We start from the raw sequence: 22455 nt of genomic DNA on the forward strand, positions 1-22455 counted from the left end.
TCAGCTCAATGCCCCGGGTCGCAGACTGCATACATGCAGCGCCCAACACTTGCGGCAGTAACGGACATCCCGGAGCTCAAATGAATATCAAACAGAAATTGACGTGGGCGTTCGCAGTCATTGCGTGCTTGCCCATACTAGTCGTCGCCGCCATCGTGATCGTAAACCTGCGTGACAAGGCGACCAGTGATTTCGCGGACAGCAGCGCGCGAGAAATTCGCCAGGTCGACAATGCCATGCAGCTGTTTTTCGACGGTATTACGCAGAACGTCAATTACATCGCGGCGCACCCGCTGATCGCCGGGGCGAGCGATGATTTCCGCAACTACATGGGTGCGACGCCTACCGCGCAGTCCGAGAATGACAGGCAGGCGACCGAGCTGTTCGCCAGTATCGCCAAGGCTCACCCAGCCTACTCCTACGTCTCTTATGGTCTGATCAACGGCAGCTACATCATGACGCCGGAAGACCCGAAAATGAGCAACTACGACCCGCGTGTGCGGCCGTGGTACAAGACGGCGATGGCCAATGCCGGCAAGACCGTGCGCAGCGATGCCTATTACTGGGCCAACGACGACGCTGTGCTGGTCAGCACCATCCGGGCGATCCCCAACAAGCTGGGCAACCCTGGCGGCGTGGTCAATATCGACGTATCGCTCAAGCAACTGACCAACATCGTCAAGCAGATCAAACTGGGCGAAAGCGGCTATCTGATGCTGATGGAAAAGAACGGCACCGTGCTGGTCGATCCCAAGCAGCCCGAGCATAACTTCAAGAAACTGGGTGAGCTGGGCGACGGCTTCAGCGAGCTGGCCAAAACTGCCAGTGGTCTGGTCGAGGTCACACTCAACGGCGAGCGTTACATGGCCAATGTGTACTCATCCGAGCAGCTGGGCTGGAACTTCATCGGCCTGATCAAACAGGACGAAGTGATGGCTTCGGCCACCCGCCTGACCTGGTTGATCGGCATCATCGCTGCCGTGCTGGCGCTGGTTTTCGCCATCGTCGGTGCCAGTTTCGCCAGCGTCATCGTGCGCCCGATCCACAGCGTTTCCAGCGGGCTGGAAGGCATTGCCGGTGGCGAAGGCGACCTGACCCAGAACCTCGCCGTGCGCGGCAAGGATGAAACCGCGCAACTGGCAGGCTGGTTCAACAAGTTCCTGACTGCGATTCGCAGCCTGATCCAGCACATCGGCCAGGCCGCGGGGAAGATTCTCGAAGCCTCACACAGCTCGACACGTGTCTCCAACGACATGGCCGAAGCCGCTGGCCGGCAGCGCGAAGCAGTGGACATGGTCTCCACGGCGTTTCATGAAATGGTCGCCACTTCCAATGAAGTCGCCCGCTCCTGCAGCCAGGCCGCCGACTCGGCCGACAACGGTCAGCAACAGGCGCGTGAAGGTCAGCGTCAGATCGACGATGCGGTGCGCAGCGTCGACCAGCTCAGCGAGGAACTCACCCGCTCGGCCAAGGACATGACACAACTGGAAAAGGACAGCGCAGGCATTCAGTCGATTCTCAACACCATCCGCTCGATTGCCGAGCAGACCAACCTGCTGGCGCTCAACGCCGCCATCGAGGCAGCACGTGCAGGCGAACAGGGTCGCGGCTTCGCCGTCGTAGCCGACGAAGTCCGCGCACTGGCCAAGCGTACGTCGGACTCGACCGCCGAAATCGACAACCTGCTGGGCAACCTGGCCAAACGCACGGCGTCGGTGGCGCAGCAGATGCATGCCAGCCTCGACGTCTCGCAGCAATCGGTGACCAAGATCGGGCAGGCACGCAGCAGCTTCGGGCAAATCCGCGAGTCAGTGGATGTGATTCGCGACATGAACACCCAGATCGCAACCGCCGCCGAGGAACAGCATCAGGTGGCCGAAGACATCAACCGGCACATCAGCCAGATCCATGGCGATGCGCAGTTGATCGCCGAACTCTCGGACTCGGCCCGCGCGGATTCCAGAAGTCTGGAGATCCTGTCCAGCGAACTGGACGGTCTGGTGCGCAAGTTCAAGACCTGATAATGCATACGCGGAGCGTGAGAAACGCTAGGTATCCGCACACCCCTATCGTGCCCATGCTCTGCGTACGCAGTGCAGATCTGTGGCGCGGAGCGTTACCCAGGGCATTCCCACGCTGGAGCATGGGAACGATAGGTGTCTGGATGCCCTTCATCGTGCCCATGCTCCGCGTGGGCATGCCGTTCCGGACGCTCTGCGTCCTGTCCGCAGTAGGTGATCTTGTCTCAGGGCTCTGCGCCCTCCCTCTCAAACCACTCAGTCAAAAAAGTCAGAAAAGTGCGCAGCGTTGCCGACTGATGGTGCCTTGAGGTGTAGATGGCGTGTATCCCCAGAGCCCGTGGCTGGTACTCCGGCATCAGGGCGATCAGCTTGCCGCTCGCAATCAGCGGCGCCGCCGAATGCACCGGCTGCAGGCTGATGCCGGCTCCAGCCACTGCGGCCTCCAGCAGCACCACTGAATCGTTGGCACTGAGGTTGCCGCCGACCGGCACACTGAGCGGCAGTTGCTGATGGGTGAACTCCCACAGGCTTTTGCCGAAGTACGAATAGGTCAGGCAGTTGTGGGCAGGCAGTTCCTGTGGCCTGATCGGTGTGCCGTGCACAGCGAGATAGGCTGGAGAAGCACACACCAGCGAAGCGCACTGCCCCAGCGGACGGGCAACTACATTAGGGTCCAGCTGATTGGTGATGCGGATCGCCAGATCGATTCGCTCGCTGACCAGATCCACGGCCTCGTTGCCGATGAGCAGGTCTGCCGAGGTACCGGGATAACGTTGCAGGTAAGCCGTCACCGCTGGCGCCAGAACGGCCAGGGCCAGTGACTGCGAACAGGCGATGCGCAGCATGCCGCGTGGCTCGTCGACGTGCGTATCGGCCGCCAGCGGCACCGCGTCGGCCAACTCGATCAGTTGCTGACAACGCAACAATGTCACTTGTCCGGGTGCAGTCAAGCCGAGCTTGCGTGTGGTCCGGTGCAGCAGTCGCGCTCCGGCCCAGCTCTCCATCTGCGCCAGATAACGCGTGACCATGGCCCGCGACATGTCCAGCGCCTCGGCTGCGGCGATGAGGCTACCCCTTTCGTTGATGGCGATGAATACCCGTGCAGCTATGATCCGATCCACGATTCGTCCGATATAAGCAATCAATAGTTGCCAATACTGAGGCTTTTGTTTCACTTCGGGCAACCTAAGATAATGACCTCAGCCCAGCCCAGACAAAGGTCCTACCCATGTTGCGCACATCCCTACTTGCCCTGTCTTTCGCCGCTCTGCTCCCTCTCGCAGCCCAGGCCGCCGCCCCCTTGGCAATCGAGGTATACAACCCGGCCGAAAAAGCCGTCTTCCCGGTGTCATCCGAACTGATCACCGGCAAACATGATGCGGTGCTCATCGATGCGCAGTTTCAGCGCAACGACGCCGAAGCCTTGGTGCAGAAGATCAAGGCCAGCGGCAAACAACTCACCACGGTCTACATCAGCCACAGTGACCCGGATTACTACTTCGGCCTGGACGTCATCAAAGCCGCGTTCCCCGAAGCGAAGATCGTCGCCAGCGCGCCTACCGTGAAAGCGATCAAGGCTTCGATGCAGGGCAAGCTCGCCTACTGGGGCCCGATTCTCAAGGACAATGCGCCAGCCAGCCTGGTTGTGCCGGAAGTGCTCAAGGGCGACCACCTGACGCTTGAAGGCCAGCCGTTGCAGATCAAAGGCCTGAACGGCCCGGCCCCCGAGCGCAGCTACGTATGGATTCCGTCCCTTAAAGCCGTGGTTGGCGGTGTCGTGGTCTCCAGCGGTATTCATGTCTGGGTCGCGGACACGCAAAGCCCGAAATCGCGTCAGGACTGGCTCGCGACACTCAAAAGCATCGAAGCGCTGAAACCGGCCACCGTGATTCCGGGCCATTACCTGGGCGAGGTCCCGGCAGGCACCCAGGCAGTGACGTTCACCGCCGACTACCTGAAGTCCTTCGAAGAACATGCCGCCAAAGCCAAGGATTCCGGCACCCTGATCGACGCCATGCAGAAAGCCTGGCCGCAACTGGCCGAACCGGCTTCGCTGGAGATGAGCGCAAAAGTCATCAAGGGCGAGATGAAGTGGCCGAATTGATCCGGCACCTATAGGCCCCAGCGGAGCGACGCGAACCATAAGGAGGGGCCAGGCTTTTACATGCGCTGCGCACATGCACTCAGCTATGGTCAGACGCCCATATCAGTCGCTATGCTGCGCCCATGAACGCCCCTCTGAAAATCCGTAACCCCTGCCCGCCCGGCGCTTGCGACTGCAAGCGCGAGCTGCTGGACGCGGAAGATGCAGACCTGCGGATTCTGCTGCTGACCCGCGACGCGGAAAAAACCCTGCTGGATCGCCTGGAGCGTATCGAAAGCCTGGAAGATCTGGAGCACATGCAGCGCAAGATTTCCCAGCAACTGGGCGTGCGTGTCGACGTCGCGCCGGGCTTCAACGAAGTGCGCACCATGCGCGGCATCAACATTGTCGTCGGGGAAAAGGCCGGGCTGTGCCGCAAGACGCGTCAATCGATACCTGCCGCCATCCGCCGCGCGCTGGAGGCACGTCCACAGATCGCCTATCAGTTGCTCAACGCCAACGACCTGCTACGCGACGCCTGACTATCGAGCGCCTGGCGAGTGCGGCTATCATGCTGCGCCCATTAGCCAAGGAGTGCCCTGCGTGTCCCTCGAAATCCGCCCAGCCATTGCCTCTGATGCCAGTCAGATTCTGGCGTTCATCACCGAACTTGCCATCTATGAACGCGCCGGGCACGAGGTCAAGGCCAGTACCTACGATATTCAACGCAGCCTGTTCGCCGACAACGCACCTGCCAAGGCGTTGATGTGCCTGGATGACGGCAAGCCCGTCGGCTATGCCGTCTATTTCTACAGCTACTCGACCTGGCTGGGACGCAATGGTGTGTATCTGGAGGACCTGTATATCACGCCGGAAAAACGCAGCATCGGCGCTGGACGTACACTGCTTCGACATATCGCTCGCGAAGCGGTAGCCCACGATTGTGGCCGCCTGGAGTGGAGCGTTCTGGACTGGAACGAGCCAGCCATCCGGTTCTACGAAGCCATCGGCGCTGCGCCGCAAAGTGAATGGGTTCGTTACCGGATGGAGGGTGCCGGGTTGCTGGACTTCGCCAAGGGCGGCGACTGAAACACAAGGGCCTGATACGAAAACGCCCGGCCTGCAAAAGGCCGGGCGCTTCGGGAAAAGCATTCAACAGCTGTCAGCAAACCCCAGGCGGGATGCCGTCCTTGTTGAAGTCTTTCAGACGTTCCTTTTCCTCCGGCGTCGAATGCGCAGGCACATCGCTTTGCGGTTCCGGTTTTTTCTCGTCTTTCTTGTCAGTCATGGTCGTTGACTCCGCTGGTGGACACTCAAATAAGGCCACGCGCGGAGCATTCGGTTCAGACTGATTGCACGGCGCGGCGCTGATTGACGTTGCATTCCAGTTGCCTGGCCAGGCCCTGCAGATCGAGCAGGGTCGCGCGCCAACTGCGCTCCTGAGTGCCTACGCTGACCAGCGAACGGACCCGGTCATTGACCGAAATGCCCTTGCCGGTATTGGCTTGCCAGCCCTGTTCCAGCATGGCCGGATCGAACTGATTGAACGCGTCAATCGCATCGACACGGTTCACTGCAAAACCAAAGCACAGCCGCTCGCCACGCACGATCAATACCCGCGACGCTTCAACCTGGACCTGCGCCCCTTCGCCCAGCAGGCTGCTCAGACAGATCAGCGGCACCTGTTCGCCGCGCAGATTGAACTGCCCCAGCAAATGCGTTTCCGGCTGCGACAGGCCGATCAGTTGCGGCGGCATGCTCATGATCTCCACGATCTGACTCAGCGGTGCGACGAAGCGGGTCGGCGCATCGAACAACAGGCAGGCGTGGCGCAGCATGGCCTTGGTCACATCATGCGAAGCCTGGGCAGGTTTGACGTCATGCTGGTAAACCTGGGTGTAGCTTTTGACTTCCGGACGCTGCAACAGCATCGGATGGTCAAGCAGTAAGGCCTGCTGCCCCTCCTCCAGGTTCATTACCCCGGCCAGCAACTCTGGATGCGGCAGGCCGTAACCCGGTGCCGCCAACAGGCTGTCCGGATCCTGACGCTGAATGGCGACCATGCGGTCGTAGCCAAACCCGCACACCCGCCCGTCCGGCGCAGTCAACAGCAGTAACTGCGGCTTGGACGTCTGACGCTGATGGTCAAGGCCAAGCACCTCGGACAGATTGAGCGCCGGCACCTTGGTGCCACGCACCGAGGTGACGCCAAAGCAGCAGTCACTGGCAAAATCCGACGCCGTGATCTCGGGATCGTCCACTAACTCGGTCACAACGCTGGCATCGATACAGAAGTTACGGCCGTCGCACTCGAACACCAGGTAGTGCAGCAAGCGGCTCTTGGCGGCCAGCGCCTCGTCCTTGAGCACTTGCGCGTTCGGATCGGCAGCGAACAGTACGCCTGGCAAACCACTCATGAAGGCAAGGTCGAGCTTGTAGATCATCCGCGACTCTTCAGCGCCGAGCAGCAGAGAGGGCAGCAGCCCGACACTGCTGCCAGATGGTCCCAGCGGACTGAACTGAGAATCACGGGCCTTGAGAATGTCGCACACCGCGTCGATCGCCAGCCCGAGGTAACCACCGCCGTACTTGAGAATCGCCACCAGCGGCGTCGGCGAAGACATATCGCCGCCCTCCGCCAGTTGCGCCCGCAGGTCGACCAATGGCACCGGTTTGCCGCGCAAGGTAAACACCCCACGCAGCGCACCCCGGGTCAATGGATGAGGATGCAGATCAGCAGGCCAGTGCACGGCCTCCATCAACGCATCGGCAACCACCGCCAGGTACACACCATTGATCTGCACGACGCCATAGGCATTCAGGCCGCTCATGCAGGCTGTCCGATGGATACCTTGTCCAGAGTTTCGGTGTAGCCGGTCAGGTTGGCTTTATGCAGCTCGACGATCAGTGCTTCCACTTCCTGCGCCGACAGGCGTTGTTTCTCGGTCGCTGTGTTGATCCCGTCGATCGCCTGGGTGGTCTGCATCACGCCTTCCACGATGTGTTCGAAGGCTTCGCCGGCACTGCGCGAAATCTCGTTGCCCGACTCGATCCGGCTGACCGTTTCGAGAATCAGCTTGTTGATTTCCTTGGTCGCACGCGAGGACTTCTCGGCCAGCTTGCGCACCTCGTCGGCCACCACCGAGAATCCCAGGCCGTGCTCACCGGCCCGGGCCGCTTCGATAGCCGCGTTGAAGGCCAGCATGTTGGTCTGGCTGGCGATCTCGCTGATCACCTGAATGATGTCCTGAATGCCCTCGGCGGACTTGGCAATCATGCCCATCGCGTCGGATGCCTTGACCAGCGTCTGCGAACCGGCACTGGCCTGCTCACGCGTCATTCTGGCCAGATCGGTGGCCGTCTCGGTACTTTTTGCGACGTAGGAAATGGCGTTCATCAGTGCTTTCACCGAGTCGCCCATGGCGCGGGTCTTGGCCTCTATCGCCTGTTCCATCTCGACCTGACGGGTAATGTCAGAGGCGAATTTCACCACTTTGAACGGCAAGCCGTCGTGGTCGAAAATCGGGCTGTACGTCGCCTGAATCCAGATCTTCTGCCCGTACTTGCTGACACGCATGAAGCGCCCGGAGTAGAACTCGCCCTGCCCCAGCCCGTGCCAGAATTCACGGTACTCGGTGCCGCGCACGTATTCTTCCTCACAGAAGATACGGTGATGCTTGCCTTTGATTTCCAGCAGGCCGTAACCCAGCGCTTTGAGGAAGTTGGCATTGGCGGTGATGATGTTGCCGGCCATGTCGAATTCGATGACGGCCTGGGCGCGGTCGATGGCATTCACCTTGCCCTGGTCCTCGACGCTGGTTTCCTTGGCCCCAGTCACGTCGAGCGCGAACTTGACGATCTTGTAGGGTTTGCCCTGTGCATCGAAGATCGGGTTGTAAGTCGCCTGAATCCAGATCTCCTTACCGTCCTTGCGCTTGCGCTTGTATTCGTTGGCGTCGTATTCGCCGCGCCCCAGCTTCTCCCAGAGCTCACGATACTGCAGGCTGCTGACGAATTCCTCGGAGCAGAACATGCGGTGGTGTTCGCCGACGATTTCGTCGAGATCGTAGCCGAATACCGCCAGGAAATTGCGGTTGGCGTGCAGCACCTTGCCGGTCAGATCGAATTCGATCACCGCCTGGGAGCGCTCGATGGCCGTCACCTTGCCTGCGGACTCGGCCTGGCGAATGCGGCTCTCGGTGACATCGTTGGCGAACTTCACGACCTTGTAAGGACGACCATCCGGGTCAAAGATCGGGTTGTAAGTGGCGCTGATCCACAGCTCGCGACCGTTCTTGCCGATGCGCTTGTATTCCCCGGAGTCATACTCGCCACGTTCCAGCTTGGCCCAAAAGGCACGGTAGGCCGGACTGTTCAGGTAGTCGTCTTCGCAGAACATGCGATGGTGCTGACCCTGAATCTCGTCCAGACGATAGCCCAGGACCTTGAGAAAGTTTTCGTTGGCGTTGAGCACGCGACCGTTCAGGTCGAACTCGATGATGCCCTGCGAGCGATCAATGGCCGCGACCTTGCCTTCGTACTCGGCATTGGACTTGCGTTGCGCAGTGACGTCCGTGGCGAACTTCACCACCTTGAACGGATTGCCCTGCTCGTCGAACACCGGGTTATAAGTCGCCTGCAACCAGATCTCGCGCCCGTTCTTGCCCAGGCGCTTGTACTGCCCTTCGTCGAAAGCGCCCTTGCCCAGCTTTTCCCAGAACGTTGCATATTCGAGGCTCGACGCATGTTCCGGCGTGCAGAACATACGGTGATGTCGACCCTGAACCTCATCCAGCCGATAGCCGACGCAATCCAGAAAATTGGTGTTGGCCCGCAGGATATTGCCTTCGAGATCGAACTCGATCATCGCCTGGGAACGGTCAATGGCCGTCATCAGCGAGTGAAGATCAAGTTCCAGCCCGGCCCTGTGGGTGCTTTCAATGGTGGTCGACATGTGGAAATACTCTGCGAGTAAGCATCTATGGAAGTATTGTTATGAAGCGCCGGTCTCTGCGAGCCCTGTCAGACACACCGATGAGTGGACTATGAAGGCTGCCGATCAAGCCGGTTAATCGTCTTTCTCAATGCCGTCCATAGCGCAAACTGTCAGTTCATCAGCGACGGATGGAACGACCGATCCCATTTGGCAAATAGCTACAGTATTAACATCGGCATCAAACAGAACAGCTTTAGGGCCACTGGTTAGCCACCATGCACGCAGGCACGCGTTGGCCTAGCCGGTGATCGGCCGAGAGCACCTGGTACACCATTCCTTTAATTGCTTTGAACAACTCGCGGTCATCAGTAGTAGAACCAGATGACGAGAATGACGGCGCCAGTCCAGCCCAGGGTCAGCAAGAAGGAAAGTCCAGCAAGACGCGGATCCATGGAACTCCTGTTCTAGAAGGCTTAGGTAGGCTGAGGGCTGCATACGTAGGCCTATATCGGCCGGATCACCGACATATCAACTATTTTCGTCACATTGGAGCACTGTAGACGAGCAGGTTTTGCCCTGGATCAATTTTTGTTCGTTGCGGGCCGGCCAGGTCCATGAGCAAGTCGTAGACCTAGCCGTGAGGGGCTGATAATCAAGGTCTGGGATGACGTGCAGGTCGTCAGTGCATTCTTCGCACCCGACCTGCTTTACAAGGCGCGGAGTGTGGAGGTGTCACGGATGCATACACACTCACATCGAGTAATGTATGCCCCGTTCAAACGCTGAACTCAAACACCCGGCGGCGTGGGAAACGCTCCGCGAGCGCTTTCATAAGCCTGCGCGACACGCAACGCCAGGGCATCCTTGAAGCGTGGCGCAACGATCATCATGGCGACCGGCAGTCCCTCGGCCAGGCCTGCGGGGACTGACGTGGCCGGGTGGCCGGTCAGGTCGAAAGGTGCAGTGTTGGCCAGCATGTTCAACGCGCTGTGCACGTACTCTTCAATCGGCGCGTCGGCGGCGGTCAATGGGGTGGCCACGAACGGCATGGTCGGCATTACCAGTACGTCGAAGTGCTTGAAAGCTTCATCGTATTGGCGGGTGAGCTCCGGCACCAGCATCCGCGCCTTGGCGTAGTAAGCACCGTGCAGGTTTTTCAGGCTGTAATGCCCGGTGAGCGCCGCGGCACGCACGCTGCTGGACAACGCATTTGCGTGTTCGCGACGTTTGGCGCCGAAGTAACTCATGATGTCGGGATCGTAGTACCCGTCGACGTTCATGCCATAACCGTTGCCTTGCAGCATCTGGTAGGCCGCGCCATCAGTGGCAATGACATTCCACATGTCCAGTGCCACTCCGCGGTGCCAGGGCGCACTGGCGTCACCGACCGTCGCACCGAGACCTTCCAGTTGCGCCACGGCGGCGCGAATCAGTGCATCAACCTGCGGCTCGGACATGCCGGGAATCGCAAACCCCTCACGCAGCAGACCTATTTTCAAGCCCGCAACGCCCTGATCGAGGGTCGCGACGCAGCTGACGGCTGGCGGGTTTTTCTGTCGTGAATCGAGCCCGTCGGCGCCGGCGATCACATCGAGCATGATCGCGCAGTCGCGTACATTGTTAGCCATCGGCCCGACATGGTCGATGGTCCGTTCAATCGGGAAGGCGCCGGTGTAAGGCACCAGGCTGTAGGTGGGTTTGTGTCCGACGATGCCGCTCCAGGCCGACGGCATGCGGATCGACCCACCCTGATCGCCGCCGATGGCCATGTCTACCTCCTGCAGGGCAACCAGCACCGCGCTGCCGCTGGATGAACCGCCTGCGTTGCGGGTCAGGTCCCAGGGGTTTTTCACCGCGCCGGTGGCCGAGGTAAAACTGGCTCCAGAGAAACACAGGTCTTCGCACACCGACTTGCCAACGACCGTCGCACCGGCAGCCAGCAGGCGCTTGACCACCGTGGCGTCTTCGGACGGCACGTAACCAGCAAGGCTCAGCGAGCCATTGGCCATGGGCACACCGGCCACCGAGACGTTGTCCTTGATGACCACCGTTCTGCCTGCCAGCGGGCCGCTGGCAGCACCGGCAATGTGTGTCTTGACGTACCAGGCCCCATGCAGGTTCTCGGCCGCAGCCGGCGTGCTGTGTTCGCGCAACGGCGCAGGCTGGGCGACATGGGCAGCGTACAGGGTATCAATGGCTTCGTAGGAACCCAGAGTTTCGTCTGCAAGACTGAGGAACGACTCCATCTGGCTGTCTGACAGGTCGTATCCATGGTCCTGGGCGGCAATCAGAAAGTCGGCTTTGCTGGGGCGTTTTACGGACATGGTGTTCTCCAGATAACGGTAAGGACAGCCCGGGTTCAGGCAGTCATTGACTGGAGCCGCCTGCGCAGGGCGCACAGGCCTGGGCTCGATCCGGAGGACGTCGTTGTCCGCGCCGGTCGCCACGCGGTGTTCCATACCTGCCAGTTCAGGGCGTATGGCAACCGTCCGCGCAGAAGAGGATCAGGCCCTGGAGGGCCGACACTCGAAGCTTGTCTGCAAGCTGTCAGGAACAGGCTTGTTGAAACAGTTCATGGGCCTTGACCAGCGCCTCGGCGATTTTTTCCACCGGTTCGCGCTTGGCCATTGCCTGATCACGCAACGCGTTGTAGGCGTCCGTCTCGGACAGGCCCTTGGTTTCCATCAGGATGATCTTGGCCTGCTGCACGGTGCGCATGACCGCCATGCGCCCTTCCAGGCGCTTGACGTGTTTTTCCCGTTCCCGCGTCTTGCGGGCCTGGCTGAGGGTGATGGCCAGGGCGGTCAGCAAGCCGAACGACCGGACCGGCGACGGAATCACCGAACAGGCGTTGAGCTGCACCAGCGCCTCGACGATGATCGGGTTTTCATAGGCGATCACAGGAATGATCGGTGGCGTCGAGTGGTGCAGCAGCCAGGGCGTGTTGGTCGACAGGCTCTCCGGCGATACCGCCAGTACGATCACATCAGCCTCGCTGTGCAGACGCTCGGGGATCGGCCATTGCACCCGCACCTGACAACCGATGCGCTGCAACTGAGCGATCAGGTTGCGACCGTCTTCGTCATCGGGATGCATCACCAGCACGCTGATATCGCGCAGGTCCTTGATGCCGCCTGCACTGTCGTTGCGCAAACGTTTCTTGGCGGCACGCAGGGTCATGGACGCCTCCCGGTCAGGCTGGACCAGCCATTGAAGTCAGGCGCCACCGCATAAGGATCGGGCTTAAGCGCTTTCTGACTTTCGTAAAGGATGTCGAACTGCCCGTCGGCATTGGCACGGCCGATCCGCGAGTACAGGTAGGTATGGTGATTGTGCTCATCGATACGCACCCGTCCCTGCGGTGCGTCGTATTCCAGACCGCGCATGGTCTGCAACACACTCTCCACTTCGGTACTGCCTGCACGGGCGATCGCCTTGGCCAGCAGATGGACCTGAAAGTAAGCAGCCTCCCAGCAGCGGTCGGTCACCTGATGCTGGCCAAACATTTCCCGGTACTGGGCGATGCACTGGCGGTTGAGCGGCGTGTCGATCGACTGGAAATAGGTCGCTGCCGAAATGTGCCCGGTGCCCAGATGGACGCCCATCTGCTGAATATCGGTTTCGCTGGTGGTGACACTGGCGATCGGCATGACCGCAGGATCGAAACCGGCATCAGCGTAGGCCTGATACAGGTGCGCCATGGTGTCGCCGACCACTGTCGAAAAGATGAACGAGGGTTTCAGCTCCCTCGCCTTGACCATGAGCCTGGCGAAGTCCTCTGCCCTGGCGTTTTTCAGTGGCAAGTAGTATTCACCCAGCTTGCTGCCGCCCCGCTCGTAAAGCAGGTCGCTCATCAACCGGTTGGTTTCGTACGGGTAGACATACTCGGAGCCGATCATCAGCACGCGACTGCCGAAGTGATCGAACATGTAGCTGCCCAGTGGCACTGCGTTGTGGTTCGGCGTGGCGCCGGTGTAAATGATGTTGCGCGAATACTCGAAGCCCTCGTAGTACACCGGATAGAGCAGCAGTGCGTTGTAGCGTTCGACGACAGGCAATACGGCCTTGCGCGCCGCCGAGGTGTAGCAACCGAAGAAAAACCGCAGGTTCTCTTCGCGAATCAGCGATTCGACATGCATGGCAAACAGCGCAGGCGTGGAATCCGGGTTGCGGGTGATCAGTTCCAGAGGACGGCCATTCACGCCCCCGGCCGCATTGATCTGATGAATTGCAAACTGTGCGCCGCGCATTGTTGAACACTCACCGGCAGCGGTGACGCCGGTATTGGAAAACAGACCTCCTATGCGGATCGACGGGTCAGTCATGCCTATAAACCTTTCACGTGAGATGAGACGCCCGCAGGTGGCCGGGAGCCTGAAAAGAAGACTGAGCGAATAACCGTGGATTCAACGGTGGCTCTCAGGCGGTTGTGCCTGGGGCTGGCGTGACAGCAGTGTCAGGACCAGTCGTGCGAGGGGCCTTCCACACCTGCCGAGAATGGGCGTGTGGCAAGAGACCCTGCGAGGGTGTCAGGCAGGCTCATGCAGGGAGCGGGCCATGCGTGACGCGGCGCGTCGGGGAAAAGCAAATTCGTTGGCGAAGACGGGCGTACATTCTTGGGCTTCATGTCGCCCTGAACAGTGCCTTCGCGAACAAGTTCGCTCCTACAAAAGCACAATATTTCAGTGCCTGAACGAGTACATATCGCGAAAAAAAAGGGGCTTCTGCGTCACGCTTTTGGTGCGCAGGAGCCCTGTTCGCGCCAAAGCGGCGCATGTCGGTTTGTGCGTGCAATTAATGTAGGGGGGCTCTGCCTGTGGGTTTGGAAACGCGCGCAAAGAGCGGTTTCGCCAGTTGGCATTGCCCTTGCTAAGTTCCTCCTGAGACATCGCGCCAGCTGTTTGCCCTACGCCCCTCTCGGCAAGTAGGGAAACACCTCGCGTACGACTGGATCGGACGCAGTTGTCCCGCCAGATTCGGCACAAAAGCCTGACCTCCCGCCCATTGATTTGGCCGGGACGTCGGGCTTTTTTTATTCCTGGGAGATAAGTGAATGCACAACGACAAACGCCGTTTGATCAAGCATGCTCTGTTGCTGGGTGCTATCAGCCTGCTGCCGTTTTCCCTGATCGGTCAGGCGCAGGCGAACGAGGCCGTGAAAGTCGGCATCATCCACTCGCTGACCGGCACCATGGCCATCAGTGAAGCCTCGGTGGTCGACGCAGAAAAACTGGCCATCGAAGAAATCAACGCCAGTGGCGGCGTGATGGGCAAAACCATCGAACCGATCATCGAGGACGGTGCCAGCGACTGGCCGACCTTTGCCGAGAAAGCCCGCAAGCTGCTGGAAAACGACCACGTCGCGGTCACCTTTGGCGCGTTCACCTCGGCCTCGCGCAAAGCGGTGCTGCCGGTCTTCGAGCGCAACAAGGGCCTGCTCTACTACCCGACCTTCTATGAAGGGCTGGAGAAATCCCCGGCCATTATCTACACCGGTGCCGAGGCCTCGCAGCAGACCCTGGCGGCCGTTACCTGGCTGATGGCCAATAAGGGCAAGAGCGTCTATCTGGTCGGCTCCGACTACATCTGGCCACGCACCACCAACAAGCTGGCGCGGGCATCGGTGACCAAACAGGGCGGTTCCATCGTCGGCGAAGATTATCTGCCGCTGGGGGCCATCGAGTTTTCCTCGGTGATCAACAAGATCAAGGCAGCCAAGCCGGACATCGTACTGTCGACCATCGTCGGCGGCTCCAACGTGGCGTTCTACAAACAGCTCAAGGCCGCGGGTATCGACAGCACCAACCAGACGCTGATGGGGCTGGCGATCACCGAAGAGGAAGTCACCGGCATCGGTGCGGAAAACCTCGTCGGCTTCCTGACCTGCATGAGCTATTTCCAGAGCCTGAAAAACCCGGTCAACGAGAAGTTCGTTCAGGCGTTCAAGACGCGCTATGGGCAGCAGCGCGTCGTCGGTGATCCGATGGCGGCGGCGTACACCGCGGTGTACCTGTGGAAAAAAGCCGTTGAGAAGGCAGGCAGTTTCGACGTGCCGAAAGTGATCGCCGCATCCTCGGAACTGACCCTCGATGCGCCTGAAGGCGAGATCAAGGTGCACAAGGACAACCACCACCTATGGAAGCGTGCGCGCATCGGCACCCTCAATGCGCAGGGCCAGGTCGACGTGATCTACGAGTCGGCACCGATCGAGCCCAACCCCTTTCCGAAACTCTGATCCCGGCCCGGGCGCGATCCGCTTCGCGCCCGCTTTCGTCAATGTGCAGCAACAGGTAGCGACGGCATGACTCTCGATACGCTGGTAATGCAAGTCTTCAGCGGGTTCTCGCTGTTTTCCGTGCTGGTGCTGATGGCACTCGGGCTGACCATCGTGTTCGGCCTGATGGGCGTGATCAACATGGCGCACGGCGAACTGATGGCGATGGGCTCATACATGACCTACGTCACCTCAGTGGTGTTTCAGCGCTACTTTCCCGAGCTCATGGGCTGGTATTTCATCATCGGCATCGGGATGGCCTTTGTGGTGACCTTTGCTTTCGGTCTACTGCTGGAGCGCTGCTTCATTCGCTTCATGTACAACCGACCGCTCGACACCCTGCTGGCGACCTGGGGGCTGTCTCTGGTCCTGCAGCAGCTGTTCCGTCAGGTCTTCGGCCCCAAGGAAGTCAGCGTGCCCACCGTGCAGTGGTTGCAGGGCGCATGGAAAATCAGCGATGGGCTGGAACTGCCCCTCAACCGGATTTTCATCATCGGTCTGACCTTCGTGATTGCTGCTGCGGTGTTCCTGTTTCTCTACCGCAGTCGCTGGGGCCTGCGCATTCGCGCAGTGACTCAGAACCGCGCCATGGCCGGTGCGGCCGGGATCAATACCGCGCGAGTCGATTCGGTGACCTTCGCGCTGGGCTGCGGCCTGGCGGGCATTGCCGGCAGTTCGTTCACCATGCTTGCGTCCACCGGCCCGGTCAGCGGTCAGCAGTACCTGGTGGACACCTTCATCGTCGTCGTATTCGGCGGCGTGGAAAGCTTGCTGGGCACCTTCCTTTCGGCGTTCGCCATCGGTCAGACCCAGGTTTCGCTGGAATACCTGACCACCGGTTCCATGGCCAAGGCGATCACCCTGCTGGTGGTCATCGTGCTGCTGTTCTTCCGCCCCAACGGCCTGTTCGCCACGAAAGTGAGACGTTGAGATGAATGACATGACTGAAAAGCCGACGCTCCGGCCGCAGGCCAATGTGTCTGGCCCCGGCAAGCCAGCGGGTGGCTGGTTGACGCTGATTGAGCGCTACAGCCTGATCTGGCTGTCGCTGCTGTTGCTGGTGGCGTTGCCATTGATGCTAGGCGATTTTCGCCTCGGTCTGGCCGGCAAATACCTGAGCCTGGCGTTCTGCGCAGTGGGCATGGTGATGATCTGGGGCTACGGCGGCATCCTCAGTCTCGGCCAGGGGATCTTCTTCGGCCTGGGCAGCTACATGATGGCGATGTACCTCAAACTCGAAGCCACCGCCACGGACGAAGCGGCCAGCGCCCTCGCCGCTTTCTACGGCTCGGCACTGCCGGACTTCATGATCTGGAACAGCGTTGAAGCCCTGCCTTGGTGGTGGAAGCCGTTCGAGTCGGCAACCTTTACCCTGGCAGCGATCCTGATCCTGCCTGCGCTGCTGGCGTTTCTGTTCAGTTATGCCTACTTCAAAAAGCGCGTGGGCGGCGTGTACTTCTCGATCATTACCCTGTCACTGGCCTCGATCATGTCGATCATGATCATCGGCCAACAGGGCTACACCGGCGGCGTGAATGGCCTGACCGATTTCAAGACTGCCTTCGGCCTGAGCCTGCAGACGCCCCAGACGCCCTGGATTCTCTACCTGATCACCACACTGTTGCTGCTGGCCAGCGTCGCGATGTGCGGGTTCATTCTGCGCAGCCGTCTGGGCAAGGTGATCGTGGCGATCCGTGATCGCGAAGACCGGGTACGTTTCTCCGGCTACAACACTGCGCTGTTCAAGGCCTTCATTTTTGCCGTGGCCGCACTGATTTCCGCGCTGGGCGGGGTGATGTTCACCTTGCAGGTCGGGCTGGCGTCGCCCTCGCTGGTGGGCATCATTCCGTCCACCGAGATCGTCATCTACGCCGCGCTGGGTGGACGCCTCTCTCTGGTGGGTGCGGTGTACGGCACGCTGTTGATCGGTACGGCTAAAACCTGGCTGTCGGAAAACTTCGTCAGTTTCTGGCAGTACTTCATCGGTTTCCTGTTCATGGCCGTGGTGCTGTTCCTGCCCACCGGGCTGGCCGGGCTGCTGCAGCGGCTGAGCAACAAGGAGACGCAGTCATGAGCGCGATGTTACTGAGTGTCGAAGACCTGACCGTGTCATTCGACGGTTTCAAGGCGGTCGACAACCTCAATTTCTATGTCGAGGAAAACCAGGTGCATGTGGTGATCGGGCCCAATGGCGCGGGCAAGACCACCCTGCTCGACATGATTTGCGGCAAGACCCGCCCGAGTGCCGGCAGCATCCGCTTCAAGGACCTGCAACTGGCGAACATGATCGAGTACCAGATCACCCGCGCAGGCGTGGGCCGCAAGTTTCAGAACCCGTCAGTCTACGAAGACCTCACCGTGCGCGAAAACCTCGACATTTCCTCGCCGGACAAGCGCGGCATCTTCAACTGCCTGTTCGCCGGCAAGAACGCAGCGCTGAATGCCGAAATCGATCAGACCGCCGAAATGATCTTTCTCAAGGACCAGTTGGGACGCAAGGCCGGGCTGTTGTCCCACGGCCAGAAGCAGTGGCTGGAGATCGGCATGCTGTTGATGCAGCGTCCGGAACTGCTGCTGCTCGACGAGCCCGTCGCCGGCATGAGCGCAGGCGAGCGGGAGAAAACCGCAGGCCTGCTCAAGCTCATCGCCAAGGGTCGCGCGATGGTCATCATCGAGCACGACATGGAGTTCGTGAAATCGGTGGCCGACAAGGTCACCGTCCTGCATCAGGGCAAGACCCTGGCCTACGGCTCGATGGATCAGGTGCAGAACGATCCTCGCGTCATCGACGTCTACCTGGGGCACTGAACATGCTGAATGTCTCTCACCTCAATGTGTATTACGGCGACAGCCACGTGTTGCGCGACCTCAGCCTGGAGCTGGCGGCAGGCGAGTCACTCGCGGTCATGGGCCGCAACGGCATGGGCAAGACCACGCTGCTCAGAAGCCTGGTCGGCATGTTGCCGACGCGCAGCGGCAGCATCACCCTGGCCGGGCAGGAACTGACCGGCAGCAAGAGCTACGAGCGGGTCGCCGCCGGGGTCGGCTTCGTGCCTCAGGGGCGGATGATTTTTCCCTACCTGAGTGTCGAGGAAAACATCCTGACCGGCATGCAGGGTGCGCCCGCCGCGCCGATTCCCGACTACATCTTCGAATACTTCCCGGTGCTGTTCGAGATGCGCCGACGCAAGGGCGGCAACCTGTCCGGCGGCCAGCAACAACAATTGGCCATCGCCCGCGCGCTGGTCTCCAACCCCAAGGTGTTGATCCTCGATGAGCCCACCGAAGGCATCCAGCCTTCGATCATCAAGGACATCGCCAAAGCCCTCAACCTGCTGAAAAAGGAACGCGGGTTTTCGCTGATTGTTTCCGAGCAGGTGTTGTCGTTCGCCATGGCGGTGGCAGACCGCTACCTGATCATCGAAAAAGGCGAATTCGTCCACAGCGAGGTCCGCGAAACCGTCGACCGCGAGCGCATCCTGCGCTACCTGACAATCTGAACAACGCACAGGAGCCATCGCCATGCTGATACTCGACCGCATTCTGGGCCAGGCCAGCGACCCCGCCCTCGCCGACCGCCTGCATGACCTGAGCCACGCCGGTCAGGTCGAAACCCTGAGCCTGTCCGGCAGTGACATTCAGCGCCATCGCCTGCGCCTGGCCAGTGATCGGGGCACCGATTGCGCGATTCGCCTGGAACGCCATCAGCAACTGCGCAACGGCTCGGTACTGATGCTCGACAGTCAACGCGCCATCGTCGTGCAAATGCAGGATCAGGAATACCTCGACCTGCAACCGCGCGACGCGGCCGCCGCGCTGGAACTGGGTTATTTCGCCGGCAACATGCACTGGGCGGTGCGCTTTGCCGGAAACACCTTGCAGATCCCGCTCAACGGTCCGGAAGCTGACTACCTCGAACGTCTGGCGCCCATGCTCGCGGACGGCCGGGTGCAACGCGCATGAACGCCTCGAGCAGCCTGTTGCTGGCCCTGCAGCAGGCCGACAGTTTCTTTCCCGGCGGCGCAGTGGCGTGGTCGTGGGGTCTGGAAACGCTGGTCGCTGACGGGCACCTTGGCCACGGCGAAATCGTCGCGCCACGACGCCGGCAACGGACTGTTCGCCATAGCCGCAGTGCCGAGGTGCACGGCTTCGTCGAAGGCCAGTTGCGCCATCGCTGGAACAGTTTTGATCGAGTGTTTCTGCTCGCCGCCTGGCACGCGGCTGATGACCAGCCAGAGTTGATGGCTCTGGACGCCCGGATCGAAGCGCTGACCCTGGCCGAAGAACTGCGCCAGGGCTCACGACGTGTCGGCCAGGCATTGCTGGGCGTGCATGTCGCGCTGGGCACATCGGGCGCGGCGTCCTATCAGCAGCAGATTCTGGCAGGTCACACACCGGGCCATTTGCCCGTGGTGCAGGGCTTGCTGTGGAACCACCTGGGCATGCACCGCGATCACTGCCAACTGGCTGCCGCGCACGCTTTGTGTACCGGGCTGGTCAGCGCCGCCGTACGGCTCGGGGTCATGGGCCACATCGATGCGCAACGGGTGCTGACCGATATTCAACCGCTGATCACCGAGTTGCTGGCGCAGGAGCCGCCTGAGCCGGACGACGCGTGCGGCTTCACACCCATGGCCGAAATCGCCGTGATGCGTCACGAAACCCAGGACCTGCGCCTGTTCGCCAATTGACCGGCCGTCTACTGACCGCTCTGGAGCCCCCTCATGCTGCTGACCCCTACCGAACTTGAACGACTCACGCTGTACACCGCCGCCGAACTGTCGCGCAAACGTCGCAACAAGGGCCTGCGCCTGAACTTCCCGGAAGCCTCGGCACTGATCGCCGACGAAATCCTCGAAGGTGCGCGTGAAGGTCGCAGCGTCGCCGAGCTGATCGGTTTCGGCTCGACGATCCTCAATACCGATGACGTGATGCCAGGGGTCGCCGAGTTGCTGCCGGTGCTGCAGGTCGAGGGCACGTTTGCGGACGGCACCAAACTGGTCACCGTGCATCAACCGATCCGGCCGGGCCGACTGCCGCTGGCGGTCATGCCCACACCGGGGGAGATTCTTTCACCTGACGGCGATATCCACCTGAACGGCGACCGCCCGACCGCCACCCTGCGCGCGATCAATACCGGCGACCGGCCGGTGCAGATCGGCAGTCACTATCATTTTTTCGAGGTCAACAAGGCGCTGGATTTCCCGCGTGAAAGTGCCTTCGGCATGCACCTGGATATTCCCGCAGGCACGGCGGTGCGATTCGAACCCGGCGAGCTGCGCGAAGTGCATCTGGTGCAGTTTGGCGGTACCGGCGACATCCACGGCTTCAGTGGCCTGACCAACGGCAACCTGCACGATCCGGCCTGCAAGCTCGCAGCGCTGGAACGTGCCCGCGCCCAATACTTCAAGGGGGCCTGAGGCATGGCGACGATGACGCGCAAGGAATACGCCGCCATGTACGGCCCCACGACTGGCGATGCCGTGCGGCTGGGCGACACCTCGCTGCTGGCCGAAGTCGAGTTCGACCACTCGGTGCCCGGCGATGAGTGCCTGCATGGCGGTGGCAAGACGCTGCGCGACGGCATGGGCCTGATGCCCGGGCATGACAGCGCCGACGGTGCCCTCGATATGCTGATCTGCAACGCGCTGATCATCGACCCGGTGATCGGCATCGTCAAAGGCGACATCGGCATCAAGGACGGCAGGATCGTTGCCATTGGCAAGGCCGGCAACCCGCAGATCATGGACGGCGTACACCCGCAACTGATCTGCGGCGTCGCCACGACCGTACGCGATGCCGAGGGCCTGATCGTCACCCCCGGCGGCATCGACGTGCATGTGCATTTCGACTCCGCGCAACTCTGCGATCACGCGCTGGCAGCAGGTCTGACCACGCTGATCGGCGGCTCGCTGGGGCCGATCACGGTCGGCATCGACTGTGGCGGGGAGTGGAACGTCGGCAAGATGTTGCAGGCTGCCGAAGCCTGGCCGATCAACTTCGGCTTTCTGGGGCGCGGCAATTCCAGCAAGCCCGAATCGCTGCTCGGGCAACTGCGTGGCGGTTGTCTGGGGCTGAAGATCCACGAGGACTGGGGCGCCATGCCGGCGGTGATCGACACCTGCCTGAAAGTCGCCGACGAATACGATTTTCAAGTCCAGTTGCACACCGACACGCTCAATGAATCCGGTTTTCTCGAAGACACGCTGGCGGCCATCGGCGACCGCACCATCCACATGTACCACACTGAGGGTGCAGGCGGCGGACACGCGCCGGACATCATCAGCGTCGCTGGCAAAAGCAACTGCATCCCCTCCTCGACCAACCCGACCAACCCCTACACCGTGAACACGTTCGACGAGCACCTGGACATGATCATGGTCTGCCACCACCTCAATCCGGATGTGCCGGAAGACGTAGCGTTCGCCGAATCGCGGGTGCGCCCGCAGACCATCGCCGCCGAGGACATCCTGCACGACACCGGCGCCATTTCGATCCTGGGCTCAGACAGCCAGGGCATGGGCCGTATCAACGAGGTGATCTGCCGGACCTGGCAACTGGCGTCGAAAATGAAAGACCAGCGCGGTCGCCTGCCAGAGGAAAACACAGCGCAGGGCGACAACGAACGGATCAAGCGCTACATCGCCAAATACACCATCAACGCCGCGCGGGTGTTCGGCATCGACAGCTACATAGGTTCTCTGGAGCCCGGCAAGCTGGCCGACTTGGTGCTCTGGCGACCGGCGTTCTTTGGCATCAAGCCGGAACTGGTGGTCAAGGGCGGCTTCATCGTGCACGCCGTGATGGGTGATTCCGCCGCCTCGCTGTACACCTGCGAACCCTTGGTGATGCGCCCGCAATGGGGCGCGTTTGGCGAGGCGAAACAGGCGCTGTCGGTCAACTTCGTCAATCGTCTTGCCGTCGAGGCCGACACCGCCGCGAGACTGGGGCTCAAGAAGCAACTGCTGCCCGCGTTCGGCACTCGCACCCTGCGCAAGTCCGACATGCTGCACAACGATGCCTGCCCGGACATCCGCGTCGACCCGCAGACTTTCGACGTGTACGCCGACGGCGAGCGTCTGCACTGCGAGCCGGTCAGCGAAGTGCCGCTTGCGCAACGCTACATGCTGCGTTGAAACCC

General features: G+C 60.9%; 20 protein-coding genes. 13 read left to right on the forward strand and 7 right to left on the reverse strand.

Annotated elements, in window-relative coordinates:
* The first annotated feature begins 80 nt into the window (after positions 1-80).
* Positions 81-2021 carry a methyl-accepting chemotaxis protein gene (locus JOE33_RS03135; RefSeq protein WP_096125880.1) on the forward strand — a complete coding sequence of 647 codons (1941 nt, stop codon included), beginning with the start codon at positions 81-83 and terminating at the stop codon, positions 2019-2021.
* Between the two features lie 224 nt (positions 2022-2245).
* On the opposite strand, the gene JOE33_RS03140 is transcribed toward JOE33_RS03135, so the two are convergent.
* Positions 2246-3142 carry a LysR family transcriptional regulator gene (locus JOE33_RS03140; protein WP_239986385.1) on the reverse strand — a complete coding sequence of 299 codons (897 nt, stop codon included), beginning with the start codon at positions 3140-3142 and terminating at the stop codon, positions 2246-2248.
* Positions 3143-3249: 107 nt separating this feature from the next.
* On the opposite strand from JOE33_RS03140, the gene JOE33_RS03145 reads away from it, so the two are divergent.
* From JOE33_RS03145 to JOE33_RS03155, 3 genes are all read left to right on the forward strand, one after another.
* Positions 3250-4125 carry an MBL fold metallo-hydrolase gene (locus JOE33_RS03145; protein ID WP_187625803.1) on the forward strand — a complete coding sequence of 292 codons (876 nt, stop codon included), beginning with the start codon at positions 3250-3252 and terminating at the stop codon, positions 4123-4125.
* A 122-nt stretch (positions 4126-4247) separates the two neighbouring features.
* Positions 4248-4646, forward strand: coding sequence for a hypothetical protein (locus JOE33_RS03150; protein WP_032614647.1), 399 nt, complete (start codon positions 4248-4250; stop codon positions 4644-4646).
* A 61-nt stretch (positions 4647-4707) separates the two neighbouring features.
* Positions 4708-5193, forward strand: coding sequence for a GNAT family N-acetyltransferase (locus JOE33_RS03155; RefSeq protein WP_032614646.1), 486 nt, complete (start codon positions 4708-4710; stop codon positions 5191-5193).
* Positions 5194-5266: 73 nt separating this feature from the next.
* Here the strand turns inward: JOE33_RS03155 and JOE33_RS25975 are convergent, their stop codons facing one another.
* The 6 genes from JOE33_RS25975 to JOE33_RS03180 form a co-directional block, all read right to left on the reverse strand.
* Positions 5267-5392, reverse strand: a complete 126-nt coding sequence (locus JOE33_RS25975; protein WP_003315538.1) for a hypothetical protein — start codon at positions 5390-5392, stop codon at positions 5267-5269.
* A 55-nt stretch (positions 5393-5447) separates the two neighbouring features.
* The gene (locus JOE33_RS03160; RefSeq protein WP_187625804.1) at positions 5448-6935 is read right to left on the reverse strand and encodes a chemotaxis protein CheW; all 1488 of its coding nucleotides are present in this window, start codon (positions 6933-6935) and stop codon (positions 5448-5450) included.
* Positions 6932-9058 carry a PAS domain S-box protein gene (locus JOE33_RS03165; RefSeq protein WP_209924034.1) on the reverse strand — a complete coding sequence of 709 codons (2127 nt, stop codon included), beginning with the start codon at positions 9056-9058 and terminating at the stop codon, positions 6932-6934. Before JOE33_RS03165 ends, JOE33_RS03160 begins: the two co-directional genes overlap by 4 nt.
* A gap of 770 nt (positions 9059-9828) precedes the next feature.
* Complete coding sequence (locus tag JOE33_RS03170; protein ID WP_187625806.1) at positions 9829-11499, reverse strand: amidase; 1671 nt, start codon at positions 11497-11499, stop codon at positions 9829-9831.
* Positions 11500-11587: 88 nt separating this feature from the next.
* On the reverse strand, positions 11588-12220 hold the full coding sequence (locus tag JOE33_RS03175) for an ANTAR domain-containing protein (RefSeq protein WP_003407311.1): 633 nt from the start codon (positions 12218-12220) through the stop codon (positions 11588-11590).
* Positions 12217-13365, reverse strand: a complete 1149-nt coding sequence (locus JOE33_RS03180; RefSeq protein WP_004412535.1) for a transporter substrate-binding domain-containing protein — start codon at positions 13363-13365, stop codon at positions 12217-12219. The genes JOE33_RS03175 and JOE33_RS03180 overlap by 4 nt, the downstream gene beginning before the upstream one ends.
* Positions 13366-14093: 728 nt before the next feature.
* Between JOE33_RS03180 and urtA the strand changes: the two genes are divergently transcribed.
* The 9 genes from urtA to ureC all read left to right on the forward strand — a co-directional run bounded on the left by urtA (position 14094) and on the right by ureC (position 22450).
* Positions 14094-15275 (forward strand): urea ABC transporter substrate-binding protein, encoded by a 1182-nt coding sequence (gene urtA, locus JOE33_RS03185; protein ID WP_032614641.1) that lies wholly within the window; start codon positions 14094-14096, stop codon positions 15273-15275.
* A gap of 66 nt (positions 15276-15341) precedes the next feature.
* Positions 15342-16244 (forward strand): urea ABC transporter permease subunit UrtB, encoded by a 903-nt coding sequence (urtB, locus tag JOE33_RS03190; protein WP_003432973.1) that lies wholly within the window; start codon positions 15342-15344, stop codon positions 16242-16244.
* A 1-nt stretch (position 16245) separates the two neighbouring features.
* Positions 16246-17388 carry an urea ABC transporter permease subunit UrtC gene (gene urtC / locus JOE33_RS03195; protein ID WP_010430657.1) on the forward strand — a complete coding sequence of 381 codons (1143 nt, stop codon included), beginning with the start codon at positions 16246-16248 and terminating at the stop codon, positions 17386-17388.
* A complete protein-coding gene (gene urtD / locus JOE33_RS03200; protein ID WP_003367067.1) occupies positions 17385-18122 on the forward strand; it encodes an urea ABC transporter ATP-binding protein UrtD in 738 nt (245 codons plus the stop codon). The genes urtC and urtD overlap by 4 nt, the downstream gene beginning before the upstream one ends.
* A 2-nt stretch (positions 18123-18124) precedes the next feature.
* Positions 18125-18814, forward strand: coding sequence for an urea ABC transporter ATP-binding subunit UrtE (gene urtE / locus JOE33_RS03205; RefSeq protein WP_003432976.1), 690 nt, complete (start codon positions 18125-18127; stop codon positions 18812-18814).
* A gap of 22 nt (positions 18815-18836) precedes the next feature.
* Positions 18837-19277: an urease accessory protein UreE gene (gene ureE / locus JOE33_RS03210; protein WP_032614639.1), complete on the forward strand. Its 441-nt coding sequence runs from the start codon at positions 18837-18839 to the stop codon at positions 19275-19277.
* Complete coding sequence (locus JOE33_RS03215) at positions 19274-20005, forward strand: urease accessory UreF family protein (RefSeq protein WP_054992991.1); 732 nt, start codon at positions 19274-19276, stop codon at positions 20003-20005. The genes ureE and JOE33_RS03215 overlap by 4 nt, the downstream gene beginning before the upstream one ends.
* 33 nt (positions 20006-20038) lie before the next feature.
* Positions 20039-20734 carry an urease subunit beta gene (locus JOE33_RS03220; RefSeq protein WP_096130922.1) on the forward strand — a complete coding sequence of 232 codons (696 nt, stop codon included), beginning with the start codon at positions 20039-20041 and terminating at the stop codon, positions 20732-20734.
* A gap of 3 nt (positions 20735-20737) precedes the next feature.
* A complete protein-coding gene (ureC, locus tag JOE33_RS03225) occupies positions 20738-22450 on the forward strand; it encodes an urease subunit alpha (protein ID WP_122693856.1) in 1713 nt (570 codons plus the stop codon).
* Positions 22451-22455 lie beyond the last annotated feature (5 nt).

The sequence above is a fragment of the Pseudomonas sp. PvP027 genome, assembly GCF_017833005.1.
In the GTDB taxonomy this organism is placed as follows: domain Bacteria; phylum Pseudomonadota; class Gammaproteobacteria; order Pseudomonadales; family Pseudomonadaceae; genus Aquipseudomonas; species Aquipseudomonas congelans.